This window comes from Microbulbifer mixtoriginis (SeqCode) (assembly GCF_052466765.1).
Genome location: NZ_CP174289.1, coordinates 1,643,931 through 1,668,309, shown reverse-complemented (window position 1 = coordinate 1,668,309; position 24,379 = coordinate 1,643,931). Strand labels below are relative to the sequence as shown.

At 53.3% G+C, this 24,379-nt stretch carries 20 protein-coding genes; 7 read left to right on the top strand and 13 right to left on the bottom strand.

Annotated elements, in window-relative coordinates; translation table 11 throughout:
- Positions 1 to 103 precede the first annotated feature (103 nt).
- Positions 104 to 325, bottom strand: coding sequence for a hypothetical protein (locus ACJJIV_RS07305; RefSeq protein WP_444888059.1), 222 nt, complete (start codon positions 323 to 325; stop codon positions 104 to 106).
- On the opposite strand from ACJJIV_RS07305, the gene aceE reads away from it, so the two are divergent.
- From aceE to ACJJIV_RS07280, 5 genes are all read left to right on the top strand, one after another.
- Positions 320 to 2,989 carry a pyruvate dehydrogenase (acetyl-transferring), homodimeric type gene (gene aceE, locus ACJJIV_RS07300; protein ID WP_252084639.1) on the top strand — a complete coding sequence of 890 codons (2,670 nt, stop codon included), beginning with the start codon at positions 320 to 322 and terminating at the stop codon, positions 2,987 to 2,989. The two genes, ACJJIV_RS07305 and aceE, sit on opposite strands and share 6 nt — an antisense overlap.
- Before the next feature lie 17 nt (positions 2,990 to 3,006).
- Positions 3,007 to 4,647 carry a dihydrolipoyllysine-residue acetyltransferase gene (gene aceF, locus ACJJIV_RS07295; protein ID WP_444891284.1) on the top strand — a complete coding sequence of 547 codons (1,641 nt, stop codon included), beginning with the start codon at positions 3,007 to 3,009 and terminating at the stop codon, positions 4,645 to 4,647.
- A gap of 319 nt (positions 4,648 to 4,966) precedes the next feature.
- Complete coding sequence (locus tag ACJJIV_RS07290; protein WP_444883824.1) at positions 4,967 to 5,236, top strand: hypothetical protein; 270 nt, start codon at positions 4,967 to 4,969, stop codon at positions 5,234 to 5,236.
- 113 nt (positions 5,237 to 5,349) lie between these two features.
- Complete coding sequence (locus ACJJIV_RS07285) at positions 5,350 to 5,646, top strand: hypothetical protein (RefSeq protein WP_444891283.1); 297 nt, start codon at positions 5,350 to 5,352, stop codon at positions 5,644 to 5,646.
- Positions 5,636 to 5,923: a hypothetical protein gene (locus ACJJIV_RS07280; protein WP_444891282.1), complete on the top strand. Its 288-nt coding sequence runs from the start codon at positions 5,636 to 5,638 to the stop codon at positions 5,921 to 5,923. Before ACJJIV_RS07285 ends, ACJJIV_RS07280 begins: the two co-directional genes overlap by 11 nt.
- 68 nt (positions 5,924 to 5,991) lie before the next feature.
- Here ACJJIV_RS07280 and ACJJIV_RS07275 read toward each other — a convergent pair whose 3' ends face one another.
- The gene (locus ACJJIV_RS07275) at positions 5,992 to 6,774 is read right to left on the bottom strand and encodes a glycosyltransferase domain-containing protein (protein WP_444891281.1); all 783 of its coding nucleotides are present in this window, start codon (positions 6,772 to 6,774) and stop codon (positions 5,992 to 5,994) included.
- Between the two features lie 199 nt (positions 6,775 to 6,973).
- Between ACJJIV_RS07275 and ACJJIV_RS07270 the strand changes: the two genes are divergently transcribed.
- A complete protein-coding gene (locus ACJJIV_RS07270) occupies positions 6,974 to 7,354 on the top strand; it encodes a hypothetical protein (protein ID WP_252084645.1) in 381 nt (126 codons plus the stop codon).
- 56 nt (positions 7,355 to 7,410) lie between these two features.
- Here ACJJIV_RS07270 and ACJJIV_RS07265 read toward each other — a convergent pair whose 3' ends face one another.
- Complete coding sequence (locus ACJJIV_RS07265) at positions 7,411 to 10,605, bottom strand: efflux RND transporter permease subunit (RefSeq protein ID WP_444891280.1); 3,195 nt, start codon at positions 10,603 to 10,605, stop codon at positions 7,411 to 7,413.
- A 110-nt stretch (positions 10,606 to 10,715) separates the two neighbouring features.
- Positions 10,716 to 11,858 (bottom strand): efflux RND transporter periplasmic adaptor subunit, encoded by a 1,143-nt coding sequence (locus ACJJIV_RS07260; RefSeq protein WP_444891279.1) that lies wholly within the window; start codon positions 11,856 to 11,858, stop codon positions 10,716 to 10,718.
- A gap of 377 nt (positions 11,859 to 12,235) precedes the next feature.
- Here ACJJIV_RS07260 and ACJJIV_RS07255 point away from each other — a divergent pair, with 377 nt between their 5' ends.
- Positions 12,236 to 13,198 carry an AraC family transcriptional regulator gene (locus ACJJIV_RS07255; RefSeq protein ID WP_252084648.1) on the top strand — a complete coding sequence of 321 codons (963 nt, stop codon included), beginning with the start codon at positions 12,236 to 12,238 and terminating at the stop codon, positions 13,196 to 13,198.
- On the opposite strand, the gene ACJJIV_RS07250 is transcribed toward ACJJIV_RS07255, so the two are convergent.
- The 9 genes from ACJJIV_RS07250 to ACJJIV_RS07210 form a co-directional block, all read right to left on the bottom strand.
- Complete coding sequence (locus ACJJIV_RS07250; protein ID WP_444883830.1) at positions 13,195 to 13,479, bottom strand: hypothetical protein; 285 nt, start codon at positions 13,477 to 13,479, stop codon at positions 13,195 to 13,197. The two genes, ACJJIV_RS07255 and ACJJIV_RS07250, sit on opposite strands and share 4 nt — an antisense overlap.
- A gap of 176 nt (positions 13,480 to 13,655) precedes the next feature.
- A complete protein-coding gene (locus ACJJIV_RS07245) occupies positions 13,656 to 15,974 on the bottom strand; it encodes an immune inhibitor A domain-containing protein (RefSeq protein ID WP_444891278.1) in 2,319 nt (772 codons plus the stop codon).
- A 309-nt stretch (positions 15,975 to 16,283) separates the two neighbouring features.
- Entirely contained in the window at positions 16,284 to 17,606 is a 1,323-nt protein-coding gene (locus tag ACJJIV_RS07240; RefSeq protein ID WP_444891277.1) for a sensor histidine kinase, read from the bottom strand.
- A complete protein-coding gene (locus ACJJIV_RS07235; RefSeq protein WP_444891276.1) occupies positions 17,606 to 18,958 on the bottom strand; it encodes a sigma-54-dependent transcriptional regulator in 1,353 nt (450 codons plus the stop codon). Before ACJJIV_RS07235 ends, ACJJIV_RS07240 begins: the two co-directional genes overlap by 1 nt.
- A gap of 114 nt (positions 18,959 to 19,072) precedes the next feature.
- Positions 19,073 to 19,606 (bottom strand): nuclear transport factor 2 family protein, encoded by a 534-nt coding sequence (locus ACJJIV_RS07230; protein WP_252084653.1) that lies wholly within the window; start codon positions 19,604 to 19,606, stop codon positions 19,073 to 19,075.
- Between the two features lie 70 nt (positions 19,607 to 19,676).
- Positions 19,677 to 20,885, bottom strand: a complete 1,209-nt coding sequence (locus tag ACJJIV_RS07225) for an ABC transporter permease (protein WP_252084654.1) — start codon at positions 20,883 to 20,885, stop codon at positions 19,677 to 19,679.
- Positions 20,886 to 20,895: 10 nt separating this feature from the next.
- Positions 20,896 to 22,218, bottom strand: coding sequence for an ABC transporter permease (locus tag ACJJIV_RS07220; protein WP_252084655.1), 1,323 nt, complete (start codon positions 22,216 to 22,218; stop codon positions 20,896 to 20,898).
- 13 nt (positions 22,219 to 22,231) lie between these two features.
- Entirely contained in the window at positions 22,232 to 22,933 is a 702-nt protein-coding gene (locus tag ACJJIV_RS07215) for an ABC transporter ATP-binding protein (protein WP_252084656.1), read from the bottom strand.
- Positions 22,934 to 23,030: 97 nt separating this feature from the next.
- Positions 23,031 to 24,311 carry an efflux RND transporter periplasmic adaptor subunit gene (locus ACJJIV_RS07210; RefSeq protein WP_444891275.1) on the bottom strand — a complete coding sequence of 427 codons (1,281 nt, stop codon included), beginning with the start codon at positions 24,309 to 24,311 and terminating at the stop codon, positions 23,031 to 23,033.
- Positions 24,312 to 24,379 lie beyond the last annotated feature (68 nt).

Below are 24,379 nucleotides of genomic sequence, written 5' to 3'. Positions count from 1 at the left end.
TCTGGAAAATTTTTTGTAGTAATACTACAATCGCTTCCGCTAATAACCGGGAATGGGGCTTTGTCCGCCACGTTAGAGTGGGGCCCGGAACAGATAATTACAGTCAAACTAAGCACTCGCGGCACAGACTGGCGCCGCTTTTCCTCTCCGCCGCGATCGGGTGAAGATTCACACATTGCATTTCCGCCACCAACGGCGGTGAATTGGCGGAAGCCTGAAAAAAAGGAAGCATTTTTTCGCCTGCGCTGTAGTTTGCCCGCGTACCGATTTTTGAGAAATAGACCGACTCGACGTCGCCTAATTCGCCGAGGAGCATTTGATGCACGAAGATACCGATAACCTCGAAACGCAGGAATGGCTGGATGCGCTGCAGGCGGTTATCCGCTACAGCGGCAAAGAGCGCGCCGCCTTCCTTCTAAAGCAGCTGTCTGATCGCGCTACCGATGTCGGAGTGCAGCTACCCGCGGCTATCACTACCCCTTACCGCAATACCATTCCGCCCAATGCGGAAAAGCGCATGCCCGGCGACCTATTTATGGAGCGCCGCATTCGCTCCCTGATTCGCTGGAATGCCCTGGCGATGGTGGTGCGTGCCAACCAGAATAACGACCATCTCGGCGGCCATATCTCCAGCTTCTCTTCTGCCGCCACACTCTACGATGTGGGCTTTAACTACTTTTTCCGCGGCAATGAAGGTGAAGAGCGCGGCGATCTGATTTTCTTCCAGGGCCACAGTGCGCCGGGTATTTATGCCCGTTCTTACTTGGAAGGACGCTTCGATGAGGAGCAGCTGGATAACTTCCGCCGCGAAGTGAACGGCAACGGTCTCTCCTCTTATCCGCACCCCTGGTTGATGCCGGATTACTGGCAGTTCCCCACAGTTTCCATGGGGCTGGGACCGATTCAGGCAATTTATCAAGCGCATATTATGCGCTACATGTCCGCCCGTGGTTTGTCGCCGCGCGGTGACCGCAAGGTGTGGGCTTTCCTCGGCGACGGCGAATGTGATGAGCCGGAAACTCTGGGCGCCATTTCCCTGGCCGGCCGTGAGCAACTGGAAAACTTGGTGTTCGTGGTTAACTGTAACCTGCAGCGCCTGGATGGCCCGGTGCGCGGTAACGGTAAAATTGTGCAGGAGCTGGAAGGTGTATTCCGCGGTGCCGGCTGGAATGTCGTTAAAGTTCTCTGGGGCCGCCTGTGGGATCCGCTGCTGGAGAAAGACGACAAGGGGCTACTGCAGAAAGTCATGGACGAAGTGGTCGATGGCGAGATGCAGAACTTCAAGGCCAACGGCGGCGCCTATACCCGCGAACACTTCTTCGGCAAGTACCCGGAGCTGCTGGAGCTGGTCAAGGATATGTCCGACGATGAGATTATGAAGCTCAATCGCGGCGGCCACGACCCCTATAAAGTCTACGCAGCTTACGCGGCTGCCATGGCCCATAAAGGCCAGCCCACTGTGATCCTGGCGCAAACAGTTAAAGGCTACGGCCTGGGCTCCGCCGGTGAAGCGGCGATGGATACCCACTCCGTGAAGAAGCTGGATCTGGATTCCCTTAAGCGCTTCCGCGACCGTTTTGCCATTCCGCTCACCGATAAAGAGCTGGAAGAAGTGCCTTACTACCGTCCGTCTCCGGACAGCCCGGAAATGAAATATATGGCGGAGCGCCGCAAGACCCTGGGCGGTCCGGTTCCCCGTCGCCCGATTGAGTGCCCAAAACTGGAAGTGCCCGGTCTCGATGCCTTCAGCGCGCTGACCAAAGGCTCCGGCGAGCGCGAAATTTCCACCACCATGGCATTTGTGCGCGCTATCGCCGCACTGGTGAAAGACAAGAATATCGGCAAGAACATCGCGCCGATTGTGCCCGATGAAGCCCGTACCTTCGGTATGGAAGGCCTGTTCCGCCAGCTGGGTATCTACTCTTCTGAAGGTCAGCGCTATACCCCGGTGGATCACGGCCAGATCATGTATTACAAGGAAGATAAGAAAGGCCAGGTGCTGGAGGAGGGCATCAACGAAGCCGGTGCCATGTCTGCCTGGATGGCGTTGGCTACGGCCTATAGCAACCACGGCGTGCCGATGGTGCCTTTCTATATCTATTATTCCATGTTCGGCTTCCAGCGCGTGGGCGATCTGGCCTGGGCCGCTGGCGATATGCAGGCGCGCGGTTTCCTGATTGGTGCCACCGCCGGCCGTACCACTTTGAATGGTGAAGGCCTGCAGCACCAGGATGGCCACAGCCATGTACTGTCCTCCACTATCCCCAACTGTCGCAGCTACGATCCGGCCTACGGTTACGAGTTGGCTGTGGTTATGCAGCGGGGCCTCAAGGAGATGTACGAGGAGCAGAAGAATGTCTTCTATTACATCACCATCGAGAATGAAAACTACCTGCAACCGGAAATGCCCCAGGGCGTGGAAGAGGGCATTATTCGCGGCATCTACAAACTCCAGTCCAACGTCAAGAAAGGCGCCAAGGGCAAGACTGCCAAGAAGCATGTGCAGTTGATCGGTGGCGGTACTATTTTGCGCGAAGTGCTGGCAGCAGCGGATATCCTCGCCGATCAATTTGGCGTGACCTCCGATGTTTGGAGCCTCACCTCTGCTGTGGAAGCGGCCCGCGAAGGCCAGGATGTGGCGCGTTGGAATATGCTGCACCCAGAAGCCGAGTTGCGCAAAGCCTGGATCACCGAGCAGTTTGAGGGCAATACCTCACCGGTGATCGCTTCCACTGACTACATCCGTTCCTATGTGGAGCCCCTGCGTGAATTTATCGATGGGGACTTGACCACCCTGGGTACTGATGGTTTCGGCCGCAGTGACAGCCGCGAGCAGCTGCGTCGCTTCTTCGAGGTGGATCGCAACTATGTGGTGATTGCCGCTCTGAATGGGCTGGCGAAGCAGGGTGTGATTGATGCGAAAGAAGTGTCCGAAGCGATCGTGAAGCTCAATATCGACGCCGAAAAAGTTAACCCGCGCATCAGCTAAGAGAAGGCAGAACTCCTATGGCAAAACAAGTCATTAAAGTGCCTGATCTCGGCGGTGCCGATCAGGTGGATGTGATTGAAATTACGGTTGCCGTCGGTGATACCGTCGCGCAAGAGGATTCTCTGATTGTGGTGGAGGGCGACAAGGCCTCCATGGATGTGCCGGCCCCGGTGGCCGGCAAAATCCTCAGCATCAGCGTAAAAGAGGGCGATAAGGTCTCTGAAGGCGATGTGATTGGCGAGATCGAAACCGATGTCGCGGAAGCACCGGCAGAGGCGCCCGCTGCAGCCCCCGCCCAGGAAGACGCTGCGCCGGCGGCAGAGCCTGTAGCTGAAGCCCCTGCGGCAGCAGCGAGCGGCGAGCCGAAAGAGGAAACGATCCAGATCCCGGACCTGGGCGGTGCCGATGCGGTGGATGTGATCGAGATCAGTGTGCAACCCGGTGATACCGTCGAAGAGGGTGATTCTCTGATTGTGGTGGAAGGCGATAAAGCCTCCATGGATGTCCCTTCCCCCAGCGCCGGTACTGTAGTTTCTATCGCCGTTAAAGAGGGCGATAAGGTTTCCACGGGCGATACCCTCGGTGTATTGAACGTGGTTGCCGCAGGCGGTGCCGCCGCGCCCGCAGCTCAAGCCGCGGTTCCGGCAGCTGCTGCGCCTGTCGAGAGCGCTCCACAGCAGGCCCCTTTATCTGTTGAGCCGCCGTCAGTGCCGCAGAAAGATTACCAGCTGGAGCGCAATCTCACTGCTGCAGCCCAGGTTTATGCCGGTCCCGCCGTACGCAAATTGGCCCGTGAGTTGGGTGTTACCTTGAACAAGGTGAAGCCCACTGGTCCGCGCAACCGGGTCTCCAAGGACGATCTGCACAATTATATCCGCGAACAGGTGAAGAAAGCCGAGAGCGGTGCGGTCGGCGGTGGAATCGGTATTGCCAAGATGCCGGATATCGACTTTAGCCAGTTTGGCCCGGTGAGCGTGGAGCCGATGAGCAAGATCCACAAGATCACCGCAGCCAATATGTCGCGCAACTGGCTCAATGTGCCTCACGTCACCCAGTTTGATGATGCGGATATCACAGAGCTGGAAACCTTCCGCAAGTCTATGAAGGCTGAGGCGGAAAAGCGCGGTGTGAAACTCACGCCTGTGCCTTTCCTGCTGAAAGCGGTAGCCGCGGCCCTGCGCGCAGAGCCCAGCTTCAATGTGTCCCTGCACAACGATGGCGAGCAGATTGTGCGCAAGGACTATGTACATGTGGGTATGGCGGTGGATACGCCAAAAGGCTTGATGGTGCCGGTTATCCGCGATGTGGATAAAAAAGGCTTGTACGAGCTGGCGGCCGAGGCCACTGAAATGGCCCTGAAAGCCCGCGATGGCAAGCTGAAGCCCAACGAGATGCAGGGTGCCTGTTTCACCATCTCAAGCCTGGGTGCTATTGGCGGTACTGGATTTACCCCGATCGTCAATTCGCCAGAAGTGGGCATCCTCGGTGTTTCCAAGTTGGCGGTGAAGCCGGTGTGGAACGGCGAGGAATTCGAGCCGCGGCAGATGCTGCCTTTGGCGCTGTCTTACGATCACCGCGCGGTAAATGGTGGCGATGCCGGACGCTTTATGACCTACCTGGTGAGTGTGCTTGCGGATGTGCGGCGCCTGCTGCTATAGCCTATTCATAAGCTACAGCACAACCCTCAAAAAGCGGCCTATGGCCGCTTTTTTTATGGGGGCCACTCAGCTGAAATTGGGCTTTTAAGAAGTTGTGAGTTCTTTCTGCTTTTTTTAGTCAGAACGGACTCGTAGGTGCCTTACTGCGAAGAAACTTTTAACCAGTTACCCACAAAAGTACCTAAAATGGCGCATAAAACTTTATAAAAATGAATTGCACGCAGAAATGACCTGGCGCCAACTGGCTGGATAATCCTCGCCGGCTAGACTTTTTTGAAAGACAGCTATCAGCGCAACACTGAAAGTGGAGTGTCGGATCATGAGGCCTTCAAGGAAATTCGCTCTGCCGCTTGTAGCGGCTCTGGCGGTGCAGGGTTGCTTATTCTTACCCGCGGAGGAAGTGGAAGGGGAAGACCCTTTCTTTTTCGAGGCTCAGGCTAGCGGGCAGGAAGGTGGCTTTGTCGAAGCCGACTCGATTGTTTCATCGCCTGCTCAGGCCTTGCCTGTTAATAATGAGTGTGAAGGGCATTGCACTCACCAGGTGTACGACTCCACCGCCTGGTTCTTCCCGGTTCTGAGGGTGTACTAAGCACCGAGCTGCGAGTCTGGGAAGGTAGTGCGCAAGGTTGTGGCTGCACCGTCCGATCATTTACCGAAGTACGCGAATTAGGTTTCGCGTGGTGCCGATACGGAGGCAAGCCCATGAAAAAATTCCCTATAGCCATTTCCGCGTTGTGTACCAGCTTGCTGCTTCCAGCTTGCGGTACCCCGGATACGCGCAACCAGGTGGTCTACCCAACCAGTGCGCCGATACCCCGCCATGCGGAATATCGCGCATATCCCTCTCAAGCAATGCCCGCAGCTCCCTCAACACGCAGGTCCAGTCATTCCAGTTGCCCCGGTGACTCTGAGGAATTGGCGCCCGGATCAATTTGTCCTGAGAGTGCCCGTTGCTTTGATATTTCCGGTGGAAGGCGTTGTATTTCCTATGAAGAGTAAAGTTTTACTGTCATTGATTATGGCGCAGCTGCTCGGTGGCTGTGCCGATGGTTTTTGGCAGGATTTAAATGGCACCGCAATTTATTATTCCTATAAGCACAGTCCCGTTCCGCCCGATGAACTGACTGCATTCCCACGCTTTTGCCTGGTTTGTGATCCCTATATGGGTGACCTGGACAATTGCATTGCTGCGGGAGTGCCTTGCTATCAATTGGATACTGGCGACTGGTGTGCCGGGCCCTATTCACCATTTGAATTGAGTTACAGCTTCTATTGATAGATATTGCTCGTGACTGCTCCGGGTGAAGCAGGGGTGAAAATATAGGAAGCGGCAAAAGTGTTGAGTTACTTCAGCAGTGTTTTAATGCTTTCTTTTATCGAAGTGCCTATATAGTACTTTAAGCCGTTAAGTGTGCCCTTGATATTCACTTCCGGGTAGTAATCATAGCCCAGCTTTTCCAGCAGGATATGCAGGTTTTTCTTGATACCAATGGCGAACCAGCTGCAGGGGAAGGAGATAATGCTGGGGCTCTGCCCGTTGAGTAGGTAAATTTTTCCTCCCTGAATATGGTCCACTTGATTGAGCAAATTGTAACTGGGGTCGGCCATGTCAAAGTTATAAAATAACTTGGCCTCGTGATCTATATCCACCTGCTCACAAGTGTGATGCGCATAATAGCGCCGCAGTATTTTCTGGTCATCGCAGTAATTGGGATACATTCCGCGGGCTGCCTGGAATAGGTTTTGTAGCGCTTTGTTTTTTCCAATAAATAGTCCCGTGGAAAAAACATGTTCGTTAGGAAAGAATTTTTTCTCAAAATACCCTTGAACACCATCGTGCCGGTAGTCATTGGAAAAAATAATATCCTTGCCAAAGGAGTGAAAGTTTTTTTCGAGCAGGCGTACTGAGGGTAATATCAATGAGTCGAAGCCATCGAGATAGCAGATTATGTCCTCCTCAGGCAGCGTTTGAAAAAAAGGAAGCAAAATATCCATTTTGGATGAGAAGTCTTTCCAGGGGTGGTCGCGCCCAAGAATGGTAAGTGATACGCCATTGCGTCTGGCGGATTCCTGGAGTACGGGAAACATTCTTTCCGAGTGGGTGGCAATGGTGGCGATATGCAACATTTTTTAGGAGAAACCCCTGCGCCTACAACTTTCTAAGCCGGCAAAGGTTTCTTTGCCACCTGTGAGAAGTCTAGCCGACCCTTTTATCTGAAGTGACAGGTCTGTACAACTCGGGGGGCTGCTCTTGTCTCGATACGTCTATACATTATTTGGCGAGTGGCACTGCTTGCCGAATTTCTTTTAATTAGACGAGCGTGTAATGAGAGGCGCCAGAAGAAGCTGGATAATCAATGTCTGCATCGCGATTGATCAGCTCGGTAATGCTATTGCCGGAGGCAATCCTGATGCCACTATCTCTGGTCGTTGCGGTTATTTTTCACGGGTGCAGGAGACACGTTTACGCCGTTATTGGCGGATTTTGGAATGGGTGATCAATTTTACCTTTATCCCCATTGATGGGCCGGATCATTGCTACCGGTCTTATCTGTGGGATCGCGCAGAAAAGCATGAAGAGGGCAGCGACTTTATGCGTGTGTTGCTGGGGGTGATCGTGATTTTTTTCTGCATGCCTCTCTGTCTGTTTACCTGGCTTTATGTATTGGTTTTCCCCAGTGCCCGCTGGAAAAAAGAAGAACCATAGAGCAAAAAAAAGCCCCCGAGCAGAGCGCAGCGGGGGCTTGAAGTTGGGGGTTATTACTAGCTATGCGCCGGTTGTTCCATTGAATCCTGAATCAGTGCTGGTTCATTAGTTTTTGTTGTGTTGGACAAGCTGCCACCGGCAAGTTTGCGCAGCGCAACATAAAACACTGGGGTCAGGAACAAGCCAAACAGGGTTACGCCAATCATGCCGGTAAATACGGTAATACCCATGGCGTTGCGCACTTCGGCACCGGCACCGCTGGCCAGCACCAGGGGAACCACGCCGGCAATAAAGGCTACGGAAGTCATAATGATCGGACGCAAACGCAGGCGGCAGGCTTCCAAGGCTGCCTCTACGGTACCCTTGCCGTCCATTTCCAGCTCGCGGGCAAACTCCACAATCAGAATGGCGTTTTTACAGGCGAGCCCCATTAATACAACCAGCCCTACTTGAACAAATACATTGTTGTCGCCGCCAGTAGCCCAAACACCGAATAGTGCAGCCAACAGACACATGGGCACGATCAGAATAACCGCCAGCGGCATCACCCAGCTCTCATAGAGTGCGGCGAGTACCAGGAATACCAGCAGTACTGCTAGTGGGAAGACCACCATAGCGGCGTTGCCCTGGTTAACCTGCTGGAAGCTGAGGTCGGTCCATTGGATCTGCATACCCGGAGGCAGGGCTTGGTCGGCTACCTGCTCAACCGCCGCCAGTGCTTCAGAGGAAGACAGCATGCTGGGATCGGATTGCCCCATCAAATCGGCTGCGGGATAGCCGTTGTAACGGATGACCGGGTCGGGCCCATAGCTTTGGCGCAGGGTCACCATGGTGCTGATGGGCACCATCTCCCCATTCATATTGCGGGTGTAGAGATTGTCGAGATCTTGCACTTCATCGCGGAAAGGCGCATCAGCCTGGGCAACTACCTGGTAGGTGCGACCGAACAGGTTGAAGTCGTTGATATACATGGAGCCGAAATACAGCTGCAAGGTGCCGAACAGGTCGTCCATACGCACGCCCTGGGCTTTGGCCTGCAGGCGGTCTACCTCGGCGTCCATCTGCGGCACATTGGCCTGGTAGGAGCTGAAGGGATAGCTGAGGCCGCTGGCCTGGCTCAAGGCCCCAGCCAGCATATTGGTGGCATTTTGCAGCTCACCGTAGCCGGCACCACGGCGGTCCTGGACATAGAGGGAGTAACCGGAGCCTGCGCCCAGCCCGAAGATGGGTGGTGGCATGAAGGTCATGGCGAAGCCTTCCTTGATCTGGGAGAGCTTGCCGTTTAGCTCCGCGGCGATTTCGGTGGCACTGCGTTCGCGCACATCGAAGTCGTCGAATAGGATAAATACCGTGCCCACGTTGGGGGTATTGGTGCCTTGTAGGGCGTTAAAGCCGACAAAAGCCGCCGCGTTGGCAACGCCCTCTGTTTCCAGAGCCAATTCACTCACGCGGCGCGCAACTTCTTCAGTGCGATCCAGGGAGGCTCCTTCCGGCAGGCGGATACTGCCCACCAGGTAAGTCTTATCCTGAACCGGAATAAAGCCTCCGGGCACCTGTTGGAACAGGGCGAAGGTACCGCCGAGCAATATCAGGTAGACCCCAAATACGATACCGCGACGCTTGAGGCTGTGGCCCACCACCCGCTGGTAGCGTTCAGAGTTGCGCTGGAAGAAGCGGTTGAACGGGCGGAATAACCAGCCGAACAGACGCTCGATAATGCGCGCAGGCATATCCGGCTTGGCACCGTGGGGCTTCAGCAGAGTAGCCGCCAGAGCCGGGGACAGGGTCAGGGAGTTGATCGCGGAGATAATGGTGGCGATGGCGATAGTGGTGGCGAACTGGCGGTAGAACTGGCCGGTGATGCCGTCCAGGAAGGCCATGGGCACAAATACCGCACAGAGCACCAAACTGATGGCGACAATCGGGCCGCTCACCTCGCGCATGGCCTGGTGGGCTGCAGCCAGGGGTGTCAGTCCTTCCTCGATATTGCGCTCGACGTTTTCCACTACCACGATGGCGTCATCCACCACGATACCGATGGCCAGTACCATGGCGAACAGGGTCAGGGTGTTGATCGAGAAGCCCAGCATCAGTAGCACCGCAAAGGTACCAACAATGGATACCGGCACGGCCAAGAGTGGAATCAGGGAGGCGCGCCAGGTCTGCAGGAACAGGATAACCACCAGCACTACCAGTAACACCGCCTCAAGCAGGGTCTTGATCACAGAGCTGATGGAAGTGCTGACAAATACGGTTGGGTCGTAGGCAACTTTCCACTCCAGGCCTTCGGGGAACTGTTCTCCCAGTTCCGCCATCTTCTCGCGTACTGCAGCGGAGACTTCCAGGGAGTTGGAGCCCGGGGACTGGAAGATCGGAATGGCGACCGCCTGGCGGCCGTTTAGTAAGGCGCGTAGAGAGTCTTGGGATGAGGCCAGTTCAACCCGCGCTACGTCACGCAATCGGGTGATTTCACCATCGCTGCCGGTCTTCAGTACCACATTGCCAAACTCTTCTTCGCTTTGCAGGCGGCCCTTGGCGTTGATAGAAATCAGGAAATCAGAGCCATTGGGCATCGGTGAGGCGCCGATCTGTCCGGCCGACACCTGCACATTTTGCTCACGCACTGAGCTGACGATATCCGCTGCAGTCACGCCCAGGGCCGCCGCTTTTTGCGGGTCTACCCACAGGCGCATGGCATAGTCCCCGGAGCCAAAGACTGCTGCCAGGCCCACACCGGGAATACGCGACAGCTCATCGCGAATATGCAATACCGCATAGTTGCGAATATAGGTGGCATCGAGGCTGTCGTCTGGAGAGATCAGATGCACCGCCATCATCAGGTTGGGCGACTGCTTCTGCGTGGTTACCCCCTGGCGGCGTACGTCTTCCGGTAGACGGGGTAGTGCCTGGGATACCCGGTTTTGTACCTGAACCTGGGCCTGGTCTGGGTCGGTGCCCAGTTTAAAAGTGACATTCAAAGTGAGGGTGCCGTCACTGCCGGCCACCGACTTCATGTAGATCATGTTTTCCACACCGTTGATGGCTTCTTCCAGTGGTGTGGCAACAGTTTCGGATATCGTCTTGGGGTTGGCACCAGGGTAGCGGGCACTTACTTGCACGCTAGGCGGCACAACCTCAGGATATTCACTGACTGGTAATGATGGGATGCTAATCAATCCCACTACAAAAATAATGATCGACAGCACCGAGGCAAAGATGGGCCTGTCGACAAAGAAACGGGAAAAATTCATACGCTGCTACCTGGGGAGCGGCTTTCAGGCCGCTCGGATTCCATTGATAGGATTCGTTGGGCGCTCGGCGCCCAAAATTCGGTGTCCAAAAGTGGTGGAAGCACCTAGGCTCAGTGTCCGGCGGCCTGAGCGCTACTGCCTTGACCCTGCTGGGCGATCATCTCGGGTGCGACCGGCATGCCGGGGAAGAAGATCTTCTGAAGGCCGTTGACTACAATTCGTTCGCCAGTTTGAAGGCCGCTACGGATTACCGTGCGCTCCCCCTGCCGCGGGCCCAATTCTACCGGGCGACGTTCCGTCAAGTTTTCCTGCGTGACCACATAGACATAGCGGCGATCCTGGTCGGTGAGTACTGCCTTGCTATCGATCAGTACTGCCAGGGCCATTTCTTCGATAGGCATTTCCACGCGGGCGAACTGCCCTGGCTTAAATGTGCCTTCGGGGTTGGAGACTACAGCTCGGAACTGGATAGTGCCGGTGTGGCTGTTGAGGCGGTTGTCGATAAAATCCAACTGACCTTTATGCGGGTAGCCGTGTTCGCCTGCTAAGCCGATATGAACTGGGGGCCTGGCATCGCTGTTAAGTAGGTTGCGACTGGCGGCAAAAGTCTGCTCGTCACTTTCGAAATACACGTACATGGGATCTACAGACACGAGGGTGGTCAGCAGGGTTGTATCCGCGTTGGCTAGATTGCCGCGGGTTATCTGGGCGCGGCTAACACGGCCACTAATAGGGGCTGTCACCTCGGTGTATTGCAGGTTGAGGCGTGCGTTTTCCACAGCGGCTTCGGCGGCATTCAGGGCTGCGTGCTTGGCATCCCGCGCGGCGATGCGGCGGTCGTATTCTTCTCGCGAGATGGCTTTACTGTCGAGCAGCTGCTGGGCGCGGCGGGCCTGCTTCGTATTGAATGCCAGTTCGCTGCGTACCCGCTGTAAATCCGCTTCAGCGGCACGCAGTTTGGCTTTGTAGGGGCGCTGATCGATGGTGAATAACACATCACCTCGCTCTACCAGCGCGCCTTCAGTGAAAGATACCTGGTCGATATACCCGCTGACACGGGGGCGTAGTTCAACGGTCTCCGGAGCGACAACGCGGCCGGTAAAACTGCGCCACAAAGTGGTTGCCTCGGTGCTAACCTGGGCAACTTCTACGGCCGGAGGGGGCGGTTGCTGCCCAGTGGGCTCTTCGCTGCCGCAGCCAGCCAGGACTAGTGCGGAGAGGCCGAACAGTGTGGCGGTAAGTTTCTTCACCATAACGCGTGTACTCCCTTTGCTTCGGAAGAGAGGGGCCGTTTGGCACTCCTCTCAGTTGGGAGGCAACTTTAATAGGGCGCAATAGGGGGGCGGTATCCGGTAACTATGGCTTGATTGCCTATTTCTATTTTTCTCAGTGAGGTGACAGTCTGAGAAAGACCTTTAAGTCAATCAATTAGTACTGTATATATAACTAGGTTTGTGGTTCATTAATGAATTTATCACGGCTTTAAACGTTAGGAGATTACGGTAAGTTATCTATTGCTGCACAGTAATTGCCCAATCCTGCAAAATCCTGCGAGAGTTGCCTAAAACTCCGTATACTGTCAGCCACCTTGTTTGATGCCGCCCAGGGCACGCGGGCGCGAGGAAAAACTATGAGCAGTGAAGAGAGAGCGGTAGCAGAAGTCATTCCGGCGGAATTGGAGTCGACCAGGCAAAAACTGATCCAAACCCTGATGCGCCAGGCACCGGAGCAAGGCTTGACGGAGACTGAACTGGATGGCTTGGCCTTGATTCGCTGCAATGAGCCACTCGCCTGTGCATCGTCAGTCTATACGCCTTCACTGAACTTTATTATCCAGGGCAACAAAACCCTGGAGTTGGGGGATAGGGAAATTTCCTATATGCCCCTTAGTTATGTCGCAACGTCTGTACATTTGCCGATTTTGGGGCGAGTAGAGCGGGCTTCCAAGGATGTCCCCTTTCTTGGGGTAAAGTTGATAATTGACCCCAAAGAGGTGGCAGACCTGGTCCTGGAGCTAGGAGATAAGGCTCCCGGCATTGAAGCGGGCTATGACTGCCCGGAGGTCAGCTGCGGCCTCTGTGTAACACAGATGGATCAGGGCATTCTCGATGCAGTGAGCCGCTTAGTGCACTTGGCAGGAAACCCTATAGACGCGCAAATACTGGCGCCCATGGCGAGGCGGGAGATTATCTATCGGGCTCTGATGGGGGAGATCGGTGCGCGCATGCGCAAGTTTGCCATGGCGGACAGCCAGGCTAACCGGGTGTCGCGGGTGATAGAGGTGCTCAAAGACCGCTTCTCTGAGCCCCTGCGTATCAGTGATCTGGCTGAACAGGCCAATATGAGCGAGTCCTCCCTATATCACAGCTTCAAGCAGATAACCCGCATGTCGCCACTGCAGTTCCAAAAGAAACTGCGTCTGCATGAGGCACGCCGTCTGATGCTCTCAGAGGGGTTGGAAGCAGCTTCAGCCAGTTATCGGGTGGGCTACGAAAGTCCCTCCCATTTCAGCCGTGAATACAGCCGCATGTTCGGCCTACCGCCTCGCGCCGATGTCAGTAAGCTGCGCGGTGAGCTGCGGGTGCCGGCTTAGTCTGAAGTGGCATTGCCCTGTTTGAGAACAAACAGGCTACACCAGCCCTCGGGGCTGATATCGCCCTCCACCACTATGCAGGCATTGGGTGGTGTAAATAGCTGGCAGTCCACACACTTCTTACCATCTTTCGGTGTGTCCTGGTAATTGACCGATTCCTTGGTCGCCTTGATTTGGGCGCTGGCCCGATCAGTGGCGATTATGCTAACCGGAAGAATCGCCAGGGCACCGCCGGATAACTTAAGGAACCTTCTGCGGGAAATATTCTGATGTTTTTCCATTGGCAAAATTTCCAAAACGCTTTGCATTAGTCTTCAGAATTTCAGAGTAGCTCGGTTTGGAATTTCTGCTGGAGGGTTTGCATTGCTGCAGAAGGGAAACGAAATAAGAAGAAATCTTATTCGCTTATAAAAAAGGCGGCCATCTGGCCGCCTTTCAGATTTATCTCAAAACAGAATTACTTCTGAGAGATAAGGATTTTACCTACCGACTTGTCTCTGCTCTGCGTGACTACGCGAACTTTCAAACCGTAAGGGGTAATCGCGCGGCCGGCATCGGGGATCTCATCGCTGCTAAAGCTTCTGCGATCGTTGAATACCCGCTGGGGACGGTTGTGGATATCGGTCATGGTGATGCCGTAATCTTCCAGAAGGTCCAGTGTCAGCCGTTGGGTCCAGTCGACACCAAATGTGGCATCGTGGATCTGGTAGCGAGTAGATGCAACGGAGTCATCGCTCCACTTCAGAACCTGCTGATCTGCATCGACTACGCCGAGGAAGCCATTACCGGGGTGGACACCTACCCAGTTGTTTTCATAGCTGGTGTCCGCATACCAAATCAGGAGACCCTCGTTATAGGTCAGCATTTGGCCGGCCACATTTATGTGTGCCAGGCCTTGGTCTACACCGCGGTGGGTACGCCATTCCAACAGGTAGTAGTGGTCGTGGAGGTTGTAGCCGGGGTGGCGGCTGAAACCGGTCAGGCTGAAGTTGCCGTCGCTCTCCGCATCATCGAAGAGGGTGGCTTGGCCGTCGACATTGATGGTGATGTCATCGGCAAACAGGCCGGGGTTGGCTTCATAGGCATCGGTAATATAGGCGATGGACAGGTTGAACTGTTGGCCAGCGTAGGCACTCAGGTCAAATTCGGCATCGACCCAACCACTGGAGCTGCCGGTAATACCGAAGCCCGGGTTTTGCCCATTGGGGCTGGTCTCGGTGGTAATGTTACCGGGAATAGTGACGAAGCCCTCACCCAGGTCAACCATAACCGCACCGTAATCCCAATCCTGCTCAATGTCATACCAGGCCTTGAAGGTCAGGCTTGCGCTCTGAGCATCGGTCAGGTCGACAGGGATTACCATGGAGTTTTGCAGGTTGTTGTCACTGCCACTGAAATAGGCGTATTCACCGCTGGTTGGTACGGTCACGACCACTTCCTTTTTGGGAAGGTCGATACGGATCGCATCGTTGTTGGTGCCCTTGTGTACCGCCTCGTCAAGCAGGAGCGGGATGCCGCGGCGGGGAATATCTTGCAGGGCGATGGTCTCACCGTGCAGCCAATTGCCGCCGTGGTTGGTTTGCAAATACTCCTTTGCCCAAGCAGAGAAACCCGTGGGTTCTGAGCCCGGGATAACACCGGCCCAGCTGCCGCTGGACATGATTGACCAGGAGGAGACGGGTTCACCGCGGCCGGAACCATCGGTGTCGTACTCGTCGGGTAGACCCAGGTCATGGCCGTACTCGTGACTGACAACACCTGCTGCTGCGTCGGCAGGCTGTACTGTGTAGTCGTAGGCCGCCATGGTGCCGCCCCAGTAATCCACTGACGCGGTAGTTCCCTCAATAGAGAAAACATCGCCGAGATTCCAGCGGTGCGCCCAGATCGCGTCTTCTCCCAGCTGGCCGCCACCAGCTTCTTCCCCCACTGAGGAATGGAAGATCATAATGTGGTCCACCAAGCCGTCGGCTTCCCAATAGTTGCCATCCCCATCCAGGTCGTAGCGGTCTTCGATATCGAAGTCAGCGAGGTTAACGCTGGGATCTGCTGCGGCAGCCTGCAGTGCTTCACGCACCAAAGCACGGGCATCGCCGTTTTCATTGTTACCATAGAAAGCTGCTGGCTGACTGGCAGTGTACCAACCTGCTACTGCACCTTCGACGGAGTAGCTATTGCCGGATTGTTGCCAGTAGAACTGTTGCATAGACAGTAGGTTTTCACCCTGGGGGCCAGTAAAGCCCTGTTGGGAGAACAGCAGATCTGCATAGTGTTGTGCGGCATAGTCCTCGTAGTACATATCCGTTTCCCCTGGCTCAATGCTGTTGTGGGGGAAATCTGGGAAGTCCATCAAGATTGCGAGAACCTTCGCGGTACGCATTTCACCTTCATAGTTTTCGAGCTGAATGGGTGCCGGTGCATGGCCGATGCCATGGAAGCGCCCCTTGCCTTTACCACGCCCTAATCTGGGATGCTTGCCGCCACGGGCATGCTTCATCATTTGTACCGTTTCACTGGACAAATCCTGGGCCAGGTTCTGGCTTTTACTGGCACGTTCTTTCAGAAACTGGTGTAGAGTGCGCTCGGCTTCGCCAATGGATGCATTTTTACTAATGCGGCCTGAGCGCTTGAGCATGTCGATCAGCTTGGCTTCGTTGGCGATTACCAGGTCGAACTGATTGCCACCTTGTAGCTGAGGTGAGGGTGCAGCGTAACTGCTCGCAGCCATCAGGCTGAGAGCAAGCGCGCTGACGGGCAGCAGACTATTTACTTTTAGCATTGATCCCTTCTTTCATTTTTGTTTTAACAAAGAGCTCGGGAGATTTTTATAAATTTTAAGGACACTTTGCCGGTGCATTACCCGAACCTTAAGGGCCGGCTGAACTATTCAGTAGCCCCATGTTGTTCAACGAAGTAAGAGGGAAGAGCCACAGCACTTTTTTTGTGATGGACTTGGTATTTTTTTACTCGGTTATTTACGTTGCTTTGCACTGAGATAGTGGGTGCACACTCTGGAATTATTTTTTTATCTTAATCCTTCTTGGAAGGCTTAATTTCTATTTTAATTGTTTAATTTAAATTTTTGCTATTAAGTTTCTTGCTCCCTGGGTAGCCATAGTGAGATTTGCAAGCCGCCACCGTTTCGGTTCATTAACTGAATGTGCCCTCCGTGTGCATCGACAATTTCTCTACAGAGGGCGAGGCCCAGGCCCACTCCCTGTTCTTTGGTGGAGAAAAATGGCAGCAGCGCTTGTTGCAACACTTTTTCACTCATGCCGCAACCACGGTCGGCAATAACCAGTTGTTGACCCAGACCATCAGTGTGAATCGATAGTTCGATATCATTACTGCTGGAGCCTGCTTCACGGGAATTTTTGATTAAATTTAGTAGAGCTTGCTCAATTTGTACCGGATCAAAGTAGCCTGGTCGCTCTGGTAGTTCACCTTTTAAAATAAATTCCTGTAAGGGGGCTATGCGTTCTACAAGTTCTTGCCAGCTGACTAGTTCACAGCTTGGTGGGGGTAATTTGGCAAAGCTGGCATAGCCTTGGGTGAACTCAGTCAGGTGTTTGCAGCGCTCGGCAATAATATCGAACACCTTTCCAAGCGCTGCGGCTTTATCCGGTTTGGCGATCAGCATTTTTCCTGAGTGGGCCAGGGAGGAGATGGGGGCGAGGGAATTATTTAATTCATGGCTAATCAGGCGAATCACTTTTCTCCATACCTCTACTTCCGCCTTGGTGAGCTCCTTTGTCATCTCGCGCATAACAATCAGGCGGTGCTTGTGGGCGTTGAGTACAAATGTGCTGTTGCCAATATGCATGGAGTGGCTGCCATATTTATCCGTGTAATTAAACAGGCCGTTATCCCAATTTTGTATGGCGCTGGTAATTTCTTTCGGGCTGTTGGGCAGCAACTTTTGCAACAGTAAACCCTGAATAGGTTTCCCGCCATTGAGTAACTTTTTAGCGCTACTGTTGGAATAAATAATATGATCACTCTGGTCCACCAGGATCAAAGCCTGGGTAGAGCTTTGTATTACTGTATCCAGAAGTAATTCCCGCTGATAAATATGGGCGCGTTCGCGTCTGAGGTGTTCGCCGATATCATTGTATAAATTCGTGATCTTGCTCAGTTCAGTATCCCGGGGAGAGACCAGTGAAATAGAAAAGTCACCATCGCGAAAGTTGAGCAATCCACCCTGTAGGGATTTCAGGGTGGAGGTCAGGGGCTTTAGTGCCAGACGTATCAGGCTGATAAGAGTACAAATTCCCAGGATAAGGCCCAGGGTCCAGGAGAGACGGGCGTCCAAACCAATAAGGCTTAATAACCACGGCAGGCCGGCGGCGATGGCTAGAGCCAATATGGAGAAGGCGAGGATACGGCCTTCCAGAGAGAAATATTTCGACATCAATAGGGAATACCGTGTTTGTCCAGTCGGCGATACAGTGCCTGACGGCTCATGCCCAGTTCCCTGGCAGCTTGGGCGATAATGCCATTACAGCTGGCCAGAGTTTGCTGTAGGAGTTCGCGGCTGGGCTCGAAATGTACTTCGGCTCTGTCTATTGAGGCCTGTTTCGGCAGGGCAAGCAGTGCTTCATCTATCGTATCTCCACGGCAGAGAACCGAAGCGCGTTGCATCACGTTTTGCAGTTCACGCACATTGCCGGGCCACTGATAGCGGGTTAGGGCGGTCAACGCTTGGGGGGAGAGTTTTTTTGAACTGCCGTTATCCTGTAAAAAATTCATGGCCAACGGGGCTATATCCTCGGGGCGTTCACACAGAGGGGGCAGGCGCAACTCAATCACATTCAGGCGGTAGAACAGGTCCTGGCGAAAGCTGCCATTAGTGATGGCCTGGGGCAGATCGCTATTGGTGGCACTGATCACCCGAACCTTAACCTTGCGGGTTTGACTGCTACCGAGCCGCTGGAACTCGCCGGTTTGCAGTACGCGCAATAACTTCACCTGCCCACTGGCAGAAAGTTCGCCGATCTCATCGAGAAAGAGGGTGCCGCCATCGGCGGCCTCGAAACGTCCTTCACGGGCCTTATTACCAGCGCCGGTATAGGCGCCTGGCTCGGCACCAAATAGTTCTGCCTCCATCAGCTCTTCCGGTAGGGCGCCCACATTGATCTTTACAAAAGGTTGGTCACGTAGCATGGAATTGGCCTGCACAATTTCGGCAATTTTTTCCTTGCCGGCTCCATTGGGCCCTGTAATTAGAACTGGTACATCAGATTTGGCCACCTGCGTGGCCATCTCTAGCAGTTGTTGCATTTTATCGCTGCGGTAGATGATCTCGCGCAAGTCGAATTTATCCTGTAATTCACTGCGGGCATCGATGGCCTTTTGCTGGGAAGCTCGTTGCCGTTTTTGCAATTCACCGAGTTCAAGAAGATTATTGATGGTGGAAATCAGCTTGTTATCGTCCCAGGGTTTGCCCAGATAATCGGCAGCACCGGCGCGGACCAGCTCCACGGCCATTTCCAATTGCGTCCAGGCGGTCAAAAGAATGATGGGTAGATCTGGGTTAATTTCGCGAATGGCAAAAAACAATTCGCGCCCCTCCTCACCAGAGGTAGTATCCGCGGTGAAGTTCATATCTTGGATCACCAGGCTGATATCCCGGTTTTCCCGCAACAGCTGCAGACCTGCCTGGGGGGTAATGGCGCAGAGAGGCTGTAGGTCGTGCAGTGACAACAGTATTTCTAGGGCTGAGACGATACCGCTGTTATCGTCGATAATGAGTATTTTATCCATAGGGCCAAGAGCCAGCTTGTAAGCTGAACATTATGCAATGAGTGGGTATTAAGGGGGAACTGCAGCTAGGGCAATATGTGCCCCAGCGGAAGGCGTTCACCAAAGTATTAGGAGTTATTGACTATTGTTGGCAGGTTGGTGATCAAAGCTCAGCACCCTGGCGAGCTTCCATTGCCCATCTACCTTTTGCCAGAGATGGGTAAATTGTCCACTTTCACGCAGTACTTCTTTGTTGTTGGCGTGAATACCATAAAAATTATGCGTTCCGGTTTGGACCGCGCCGTAGTTGTTGATTGGGAATATCTTTACGCTTTTAGCAATTAACTCGCGGCGTGCCTTGATATCGCTGCCGGATTTTTGTCGTTCACACATACCGCTAATACCATCGAGAAACTCTTGTGCGGAGCTTGCCGTTTTTCCCCATTTATCGTGGTACATTTCCAAGTCTTCGGTTATAAGCTGGCTCAGTTTGTCGATGTCACAGCTGTTGAAAACTGCATCAAACAGTTGTGAATCCACAGCTGTGATTTCTTGTTCTAATTCCTTCGTGGCTTGAGGGCCGGCAACGACTGGGTGCTGCTCGGCAAGTGCTGTGGACATGAAAAGCGATATAGCTGTAAAACCTACAGCTCCAAAATAATTGCGCATAAAAAATCCTTCTATGTTTTCTCAAGAATAGTGGTCAGGCTATTAAGAGGCTGACCACCAAGTCCAATCTTTATACACTTCGTGTTGCAGTCGCCGGGGAAATATTGGCAGCGCGCAGTGCTGGTGCTAGAGCTGCAGCAAGACTGACAACCAGTACCAATAGAGCGCAGATAGTGAGTGGCAGCAGGGTTAATACCGGCTGGGAGTAATCGCGCACCATATATTGGTTGGCGATTAAGGCTGCGGCACTGCCCAGGGCAATACCAGTAGCGGCAATCAGGCTGTTTTCAATCAGAAAATAACGGCTGATATTACTGCGGGTTGCACCTAGTGCACGCCTTACGCCAATTTGTTTGGCCCGTTGATTAATCCAGAAGATTGTCAGGCCGACAATTCCCAGTGCTACGATAAAGCTGAGGGTGGCTGCAACAATAGATAACACTTTTACCATTAAGTTATCGCCTGCATAACTGCGAGCGACATATTCTGAGAGAACTCTGGTTCTTATAACTCTTTGAGGATCCCTTTCTGACAGTTTCTCTACTAAGGTCTTCAATACTTCATCGCGCTTTCCCGGCTCGGCACGTACTAAATAATTGACGTCCTGAGTATTTCTGACAATGGGGAAAAAGGCCACATTGCCTGCTTTTGGCCAATCCACCCAAGCGCCCAGATGCCGTTCGACAATACCAATAATTTCTATTGGATGGGAAGTGTTGCCATCATAGAGGGGTTTTCCAATAGGATCTTGGTCTGGGTAAATTTTATCCGCGAATTGCTGGGTAATAACTGCGACATTTATATCCCGATTTTCACTGGGATCAAAATATTGCATTTCAGCACTGGTAAAGTTTCGCCCCGCCACTAATTTTAGGCCCAGAGTATTGATAAAGTTTGGGTCTGTATTGTAACGGTTAGAGACCTCTCCACCGATTTCCTGATTAGGTTGATTGTAAAAAGTGCCCGCGGAACCTGACCGGGATAAAGGTACTTGATTGGTAACCGTTGCATCTTGGACGAAAGGCAGTTTTCGCAGTAACTCTAAATCAGAAGATACAGCTCCAATCATATCGTAGTTATTAGGGATCGCCATTACGTTGATGGCTATGATTTCCTCTACGGCTATACCAGTAGGTCTTTCTATTTTTGCAATGCGGTCTTTTACGATAACAGCCGTGTTGCTGATGATTGCCAGTGTCAATGCAAGCTGCAGAGCAATCAGCATGGCAGGAACTTTGTTACGCCAGAGGGCGGATAACATGGGTTTTAATTCAAGCATGACTCGTCCTTTACTGGGTTTTCAGGTAAATGGATGGATTAGTGCGACTGATACGCCAAGCTGGGTAAAGTCCTGCCAGCAGGCTTGCGATCAGGGCAAGCCCGATGGCGGCTATTACCATTATCCAATCCATCTTGGCCACTGTATCCAGTTGTCCCATGGCCAAATAACGGATTCCACTGATGCCCATAAAAGCAAGTAAAATACCAACTATCCCACCGAGAATACCGATGGTAGAGCTTTCAATGAGGTGTTGTGTGAAGATGGCATTACGGCTGGCACCAAGCGCCCGGCGCACACCCGCTTCGGGCGCTTTGCGCAGAAACTTGGCTAGTAGCAGAGCTACCGCGTTGATAACGCAAACCAACAGAAAAGCCAGAGATACCCAGCCCAATATACGATTGTCATCGCTGAGAACTTCGTTAAGAACTAGCCACTCGGAAGGTTTACTCAGGGCAAACTTTAATGGTCGCTCGAAGCGCCCTTGGTCCTTTTGTCCTTGAATATACGCGGTTAGGAAGTTTTCGTACTCAGCTTTCTGTTCGCTATCGCGGAGTTCAACCCAAAATTGAATCCAGACGCTCTCACTTTGTAGGAAACCCTCGTAGCCTTCTCCCTCTCCTTCCCCACTATTACCCCAGCCATTAGTGTTCCCCCAGCTGTAAATTTCCAGCTTGCGGTGGAGGCCAAAAGGCACGAAAAGGGATTCAACTTTTGCAAAGGAACTGTTGTTTACATCGTAAACTTTAGGTGAGGGTTCCCAGGTATCAATAACGCCAATGACTGTAAAAGGCTGGCTATTTAATATAACGGTTTCGCCAACGCTGTTTTTTCCCGAGAATAATTTTTCATTAGTGGCCTTGGAGATTATTACCACTTGCGAGGGGGAGTTATCAGCTGCTTGTTCCCAGGTTCCTCCATAGATAAAAGGAACATCGAACAGGGCGAAGAAATCGCGAGTGGTTACGCGGATATCGGCGGTATAAGGTCGGATCGCTGAATCTTCCAGCTCCACGGTGAAACCATAGCGGTGCATGGCCACCTGGTGAGTGGGGATATCGGAACGTAGCAGGGCCTGAGTATCTCTATAGGTTAGCTGCCAGGGAATTTCATTGGTGGTATTTGCGGCTTCATTAACATCCCAGCCATCGAGCTGTACTGCGAAAAGTACGTCATCTTTATGCTTGAGAGCATTTTTTGACATCGTGTAGTTCAAAGTAAGCACTGTCATGGAGGCACCAACACCCACCGCGATGGCCGCGACCATCAGTGCACTTAATATCGGTGTACTGCGCAGGCTGCGCAGAGCCAGGGAAATATAGTATCCAATCATTACTGCAGGCTCCTTAAGCAGTAGCGGCTTCAGGTTGCTCGGTGACCGGGCGCAGATCACATACTTGCCCATCCACAATCTGAATATTGCGATGCGCGCGGCGGGCCAGCTCGGGGTCGTGGGTGACCATCACGATAGTAGTGCCCCATTCATTGATAAACTCCAGAAGCTCCATAACCTGGCGCGCCATCAGGGAGTCGAGATTTCCGGTGGGCTCGTCCGCGAGCAGGAAGCGCGGTTCGCCGGCCAGGGCACGGGCGATGGCGATACGCTGCTGCTGACCACCGGACAGCTGTGCTGGAAGGTGCTTGGCTCGGGCAGATAGACCTACTTGTTCCAGAACTTTTTCGATGCGTTTACGGCGCTCTTTAGCATTAAAGCCGCGATAGCGCAGAGGCACATCGATATTGTCGAATAGGTTGAGATCTGGAATCAGGTTGAATCCCTGAAAAATAAAACCGATTTTCTCGTTGCGCAGGAGGGAGCGTTGGCGGTCATTCAGGTTGCTGACATCTTCACCGTCCAGCAAATATTGGCCACCGGTTGGGGTTTCTAGTAGCCCTGCGATATTGAGAAAGGTGGTTTTACCGGAGCCGCTTGGACCGGTGACAGAGACAAATTCCCCTTCCTTTACTTCCAGGCTGAAGTCACGCAGGGCGTGGGTTTCTATGGTGTCTGTACGGAAACTCTTGCGGACGTTATGCATTTTAAGCATGGCGATATTCCTTGTTTATCACTGAATTTTTTAAATCTTTAATGAATCGCGGAAGCTGAGTGGGTGTAGCTTGCGCGTGCCGAATGTCTTGTTTGACCTATTCTTTCAGGGCAATCAGCTGCGCCGTATCCAATCCTTCGGAGGCGGAAATAATGATTTGATCGCCCTCTTGCAGGCCGGAAACAATTTCCACTTGCTTCAATCCCAGCGCGCCGACTTGAATGGCAACGCGCTCTGCCTGTTGTTGATCGTTGAGACGGAATGCAAAGCGGCCGCCGCTCTGATCCAGAAAGCCTCCACGTTTTACCAGCAACACATCATTGCGGTTCTCCAGCAGTACGCGAGCGGTGAGGCGCAGGTTCTGGCGCAGGTTTTGGGGCTGCCCCTCGCTAAAGCGCACCCGGGCGATGACTTGGCTGTCGATGACTTCAGGGGATATCGCGGTGATTTCGCCGGGCAGTTCCCGCCCTCCAAGGTTGATGGCCACGGCCATATTCAGACCCAGGTCGTCGGCGTAGTTTTCTGGCACGGCGGCTTCCAATTCGAAACTGGTGAGATCCACTACAGTGATCAGCGGTGAATTAGCGGGCACTGCACTGCGTTGGGTGACGGCGAGACTGCCGACAGTGCCATTCACTGGAGAGAGAATCTGCAGCTCGCGCACACGGCGCTCCAACTCCTCCACTTGCAGTTGTTGTTGTGATAGCTGCAACTCCAGAGTCTGGGTTTCAAAGGTGAGGGACTCTTTCTCCAGCTCTGCATTTTGTACGGCCTGTTGGTATTCCAGCTGGGCGCGGGCCATTTCATCCTTGCTGCGCTCAAAGTCGAGCAGGGAGATAATCTGTTTCTCCATCGAGAGTTCGGAGCGCTTTAACTCCCTCTTAGCTGCAGTGAGATCGACTTTGGCCAGGTCGGCTTTTTGCTCGTTCTCCATCTGTTGGCGCTTGGCCTGGATTTTCTGCCGTTGCAGCTGCACACCGAGCTGGTTCAGTTGCGCTTTTTCCTGGGCCAGTTGGTTGGACAGCTCTGGGCTGTCGACGCTGGCGAGGATCTGACCGGCCTTTACGCTATCTCCGGCTTTCACGGAAAACTTCACGATACCTTGAGCGGGGCTGAACAGGGTGGGGCTGTTGGCGGCAACGACTTTGCCTTGAACCACCAGGTCGCGGACTAGATCACCGCGCTCCACTTGGGCGATATTGATCCTTGATAGAGATAGGGTGTTATCTACGGAGCTGGTGCTATGCCAGGCGCTGATACCCCAGGTGAGGAAAGCGGTGGCCAGGCCGAGGCCGAGGGTACTCTTGATTACTTTTGGATTCTTCCACAGCGGCACGGCTTCGATTTTTGTATCTTGCCTGGAAGTGTCTCTGATCATCTCGCTTTCCATTACTCTCTAATTGGGGCTTTTGCTTTTCCAACTTGGATGCAAAAAATTTTCTATTC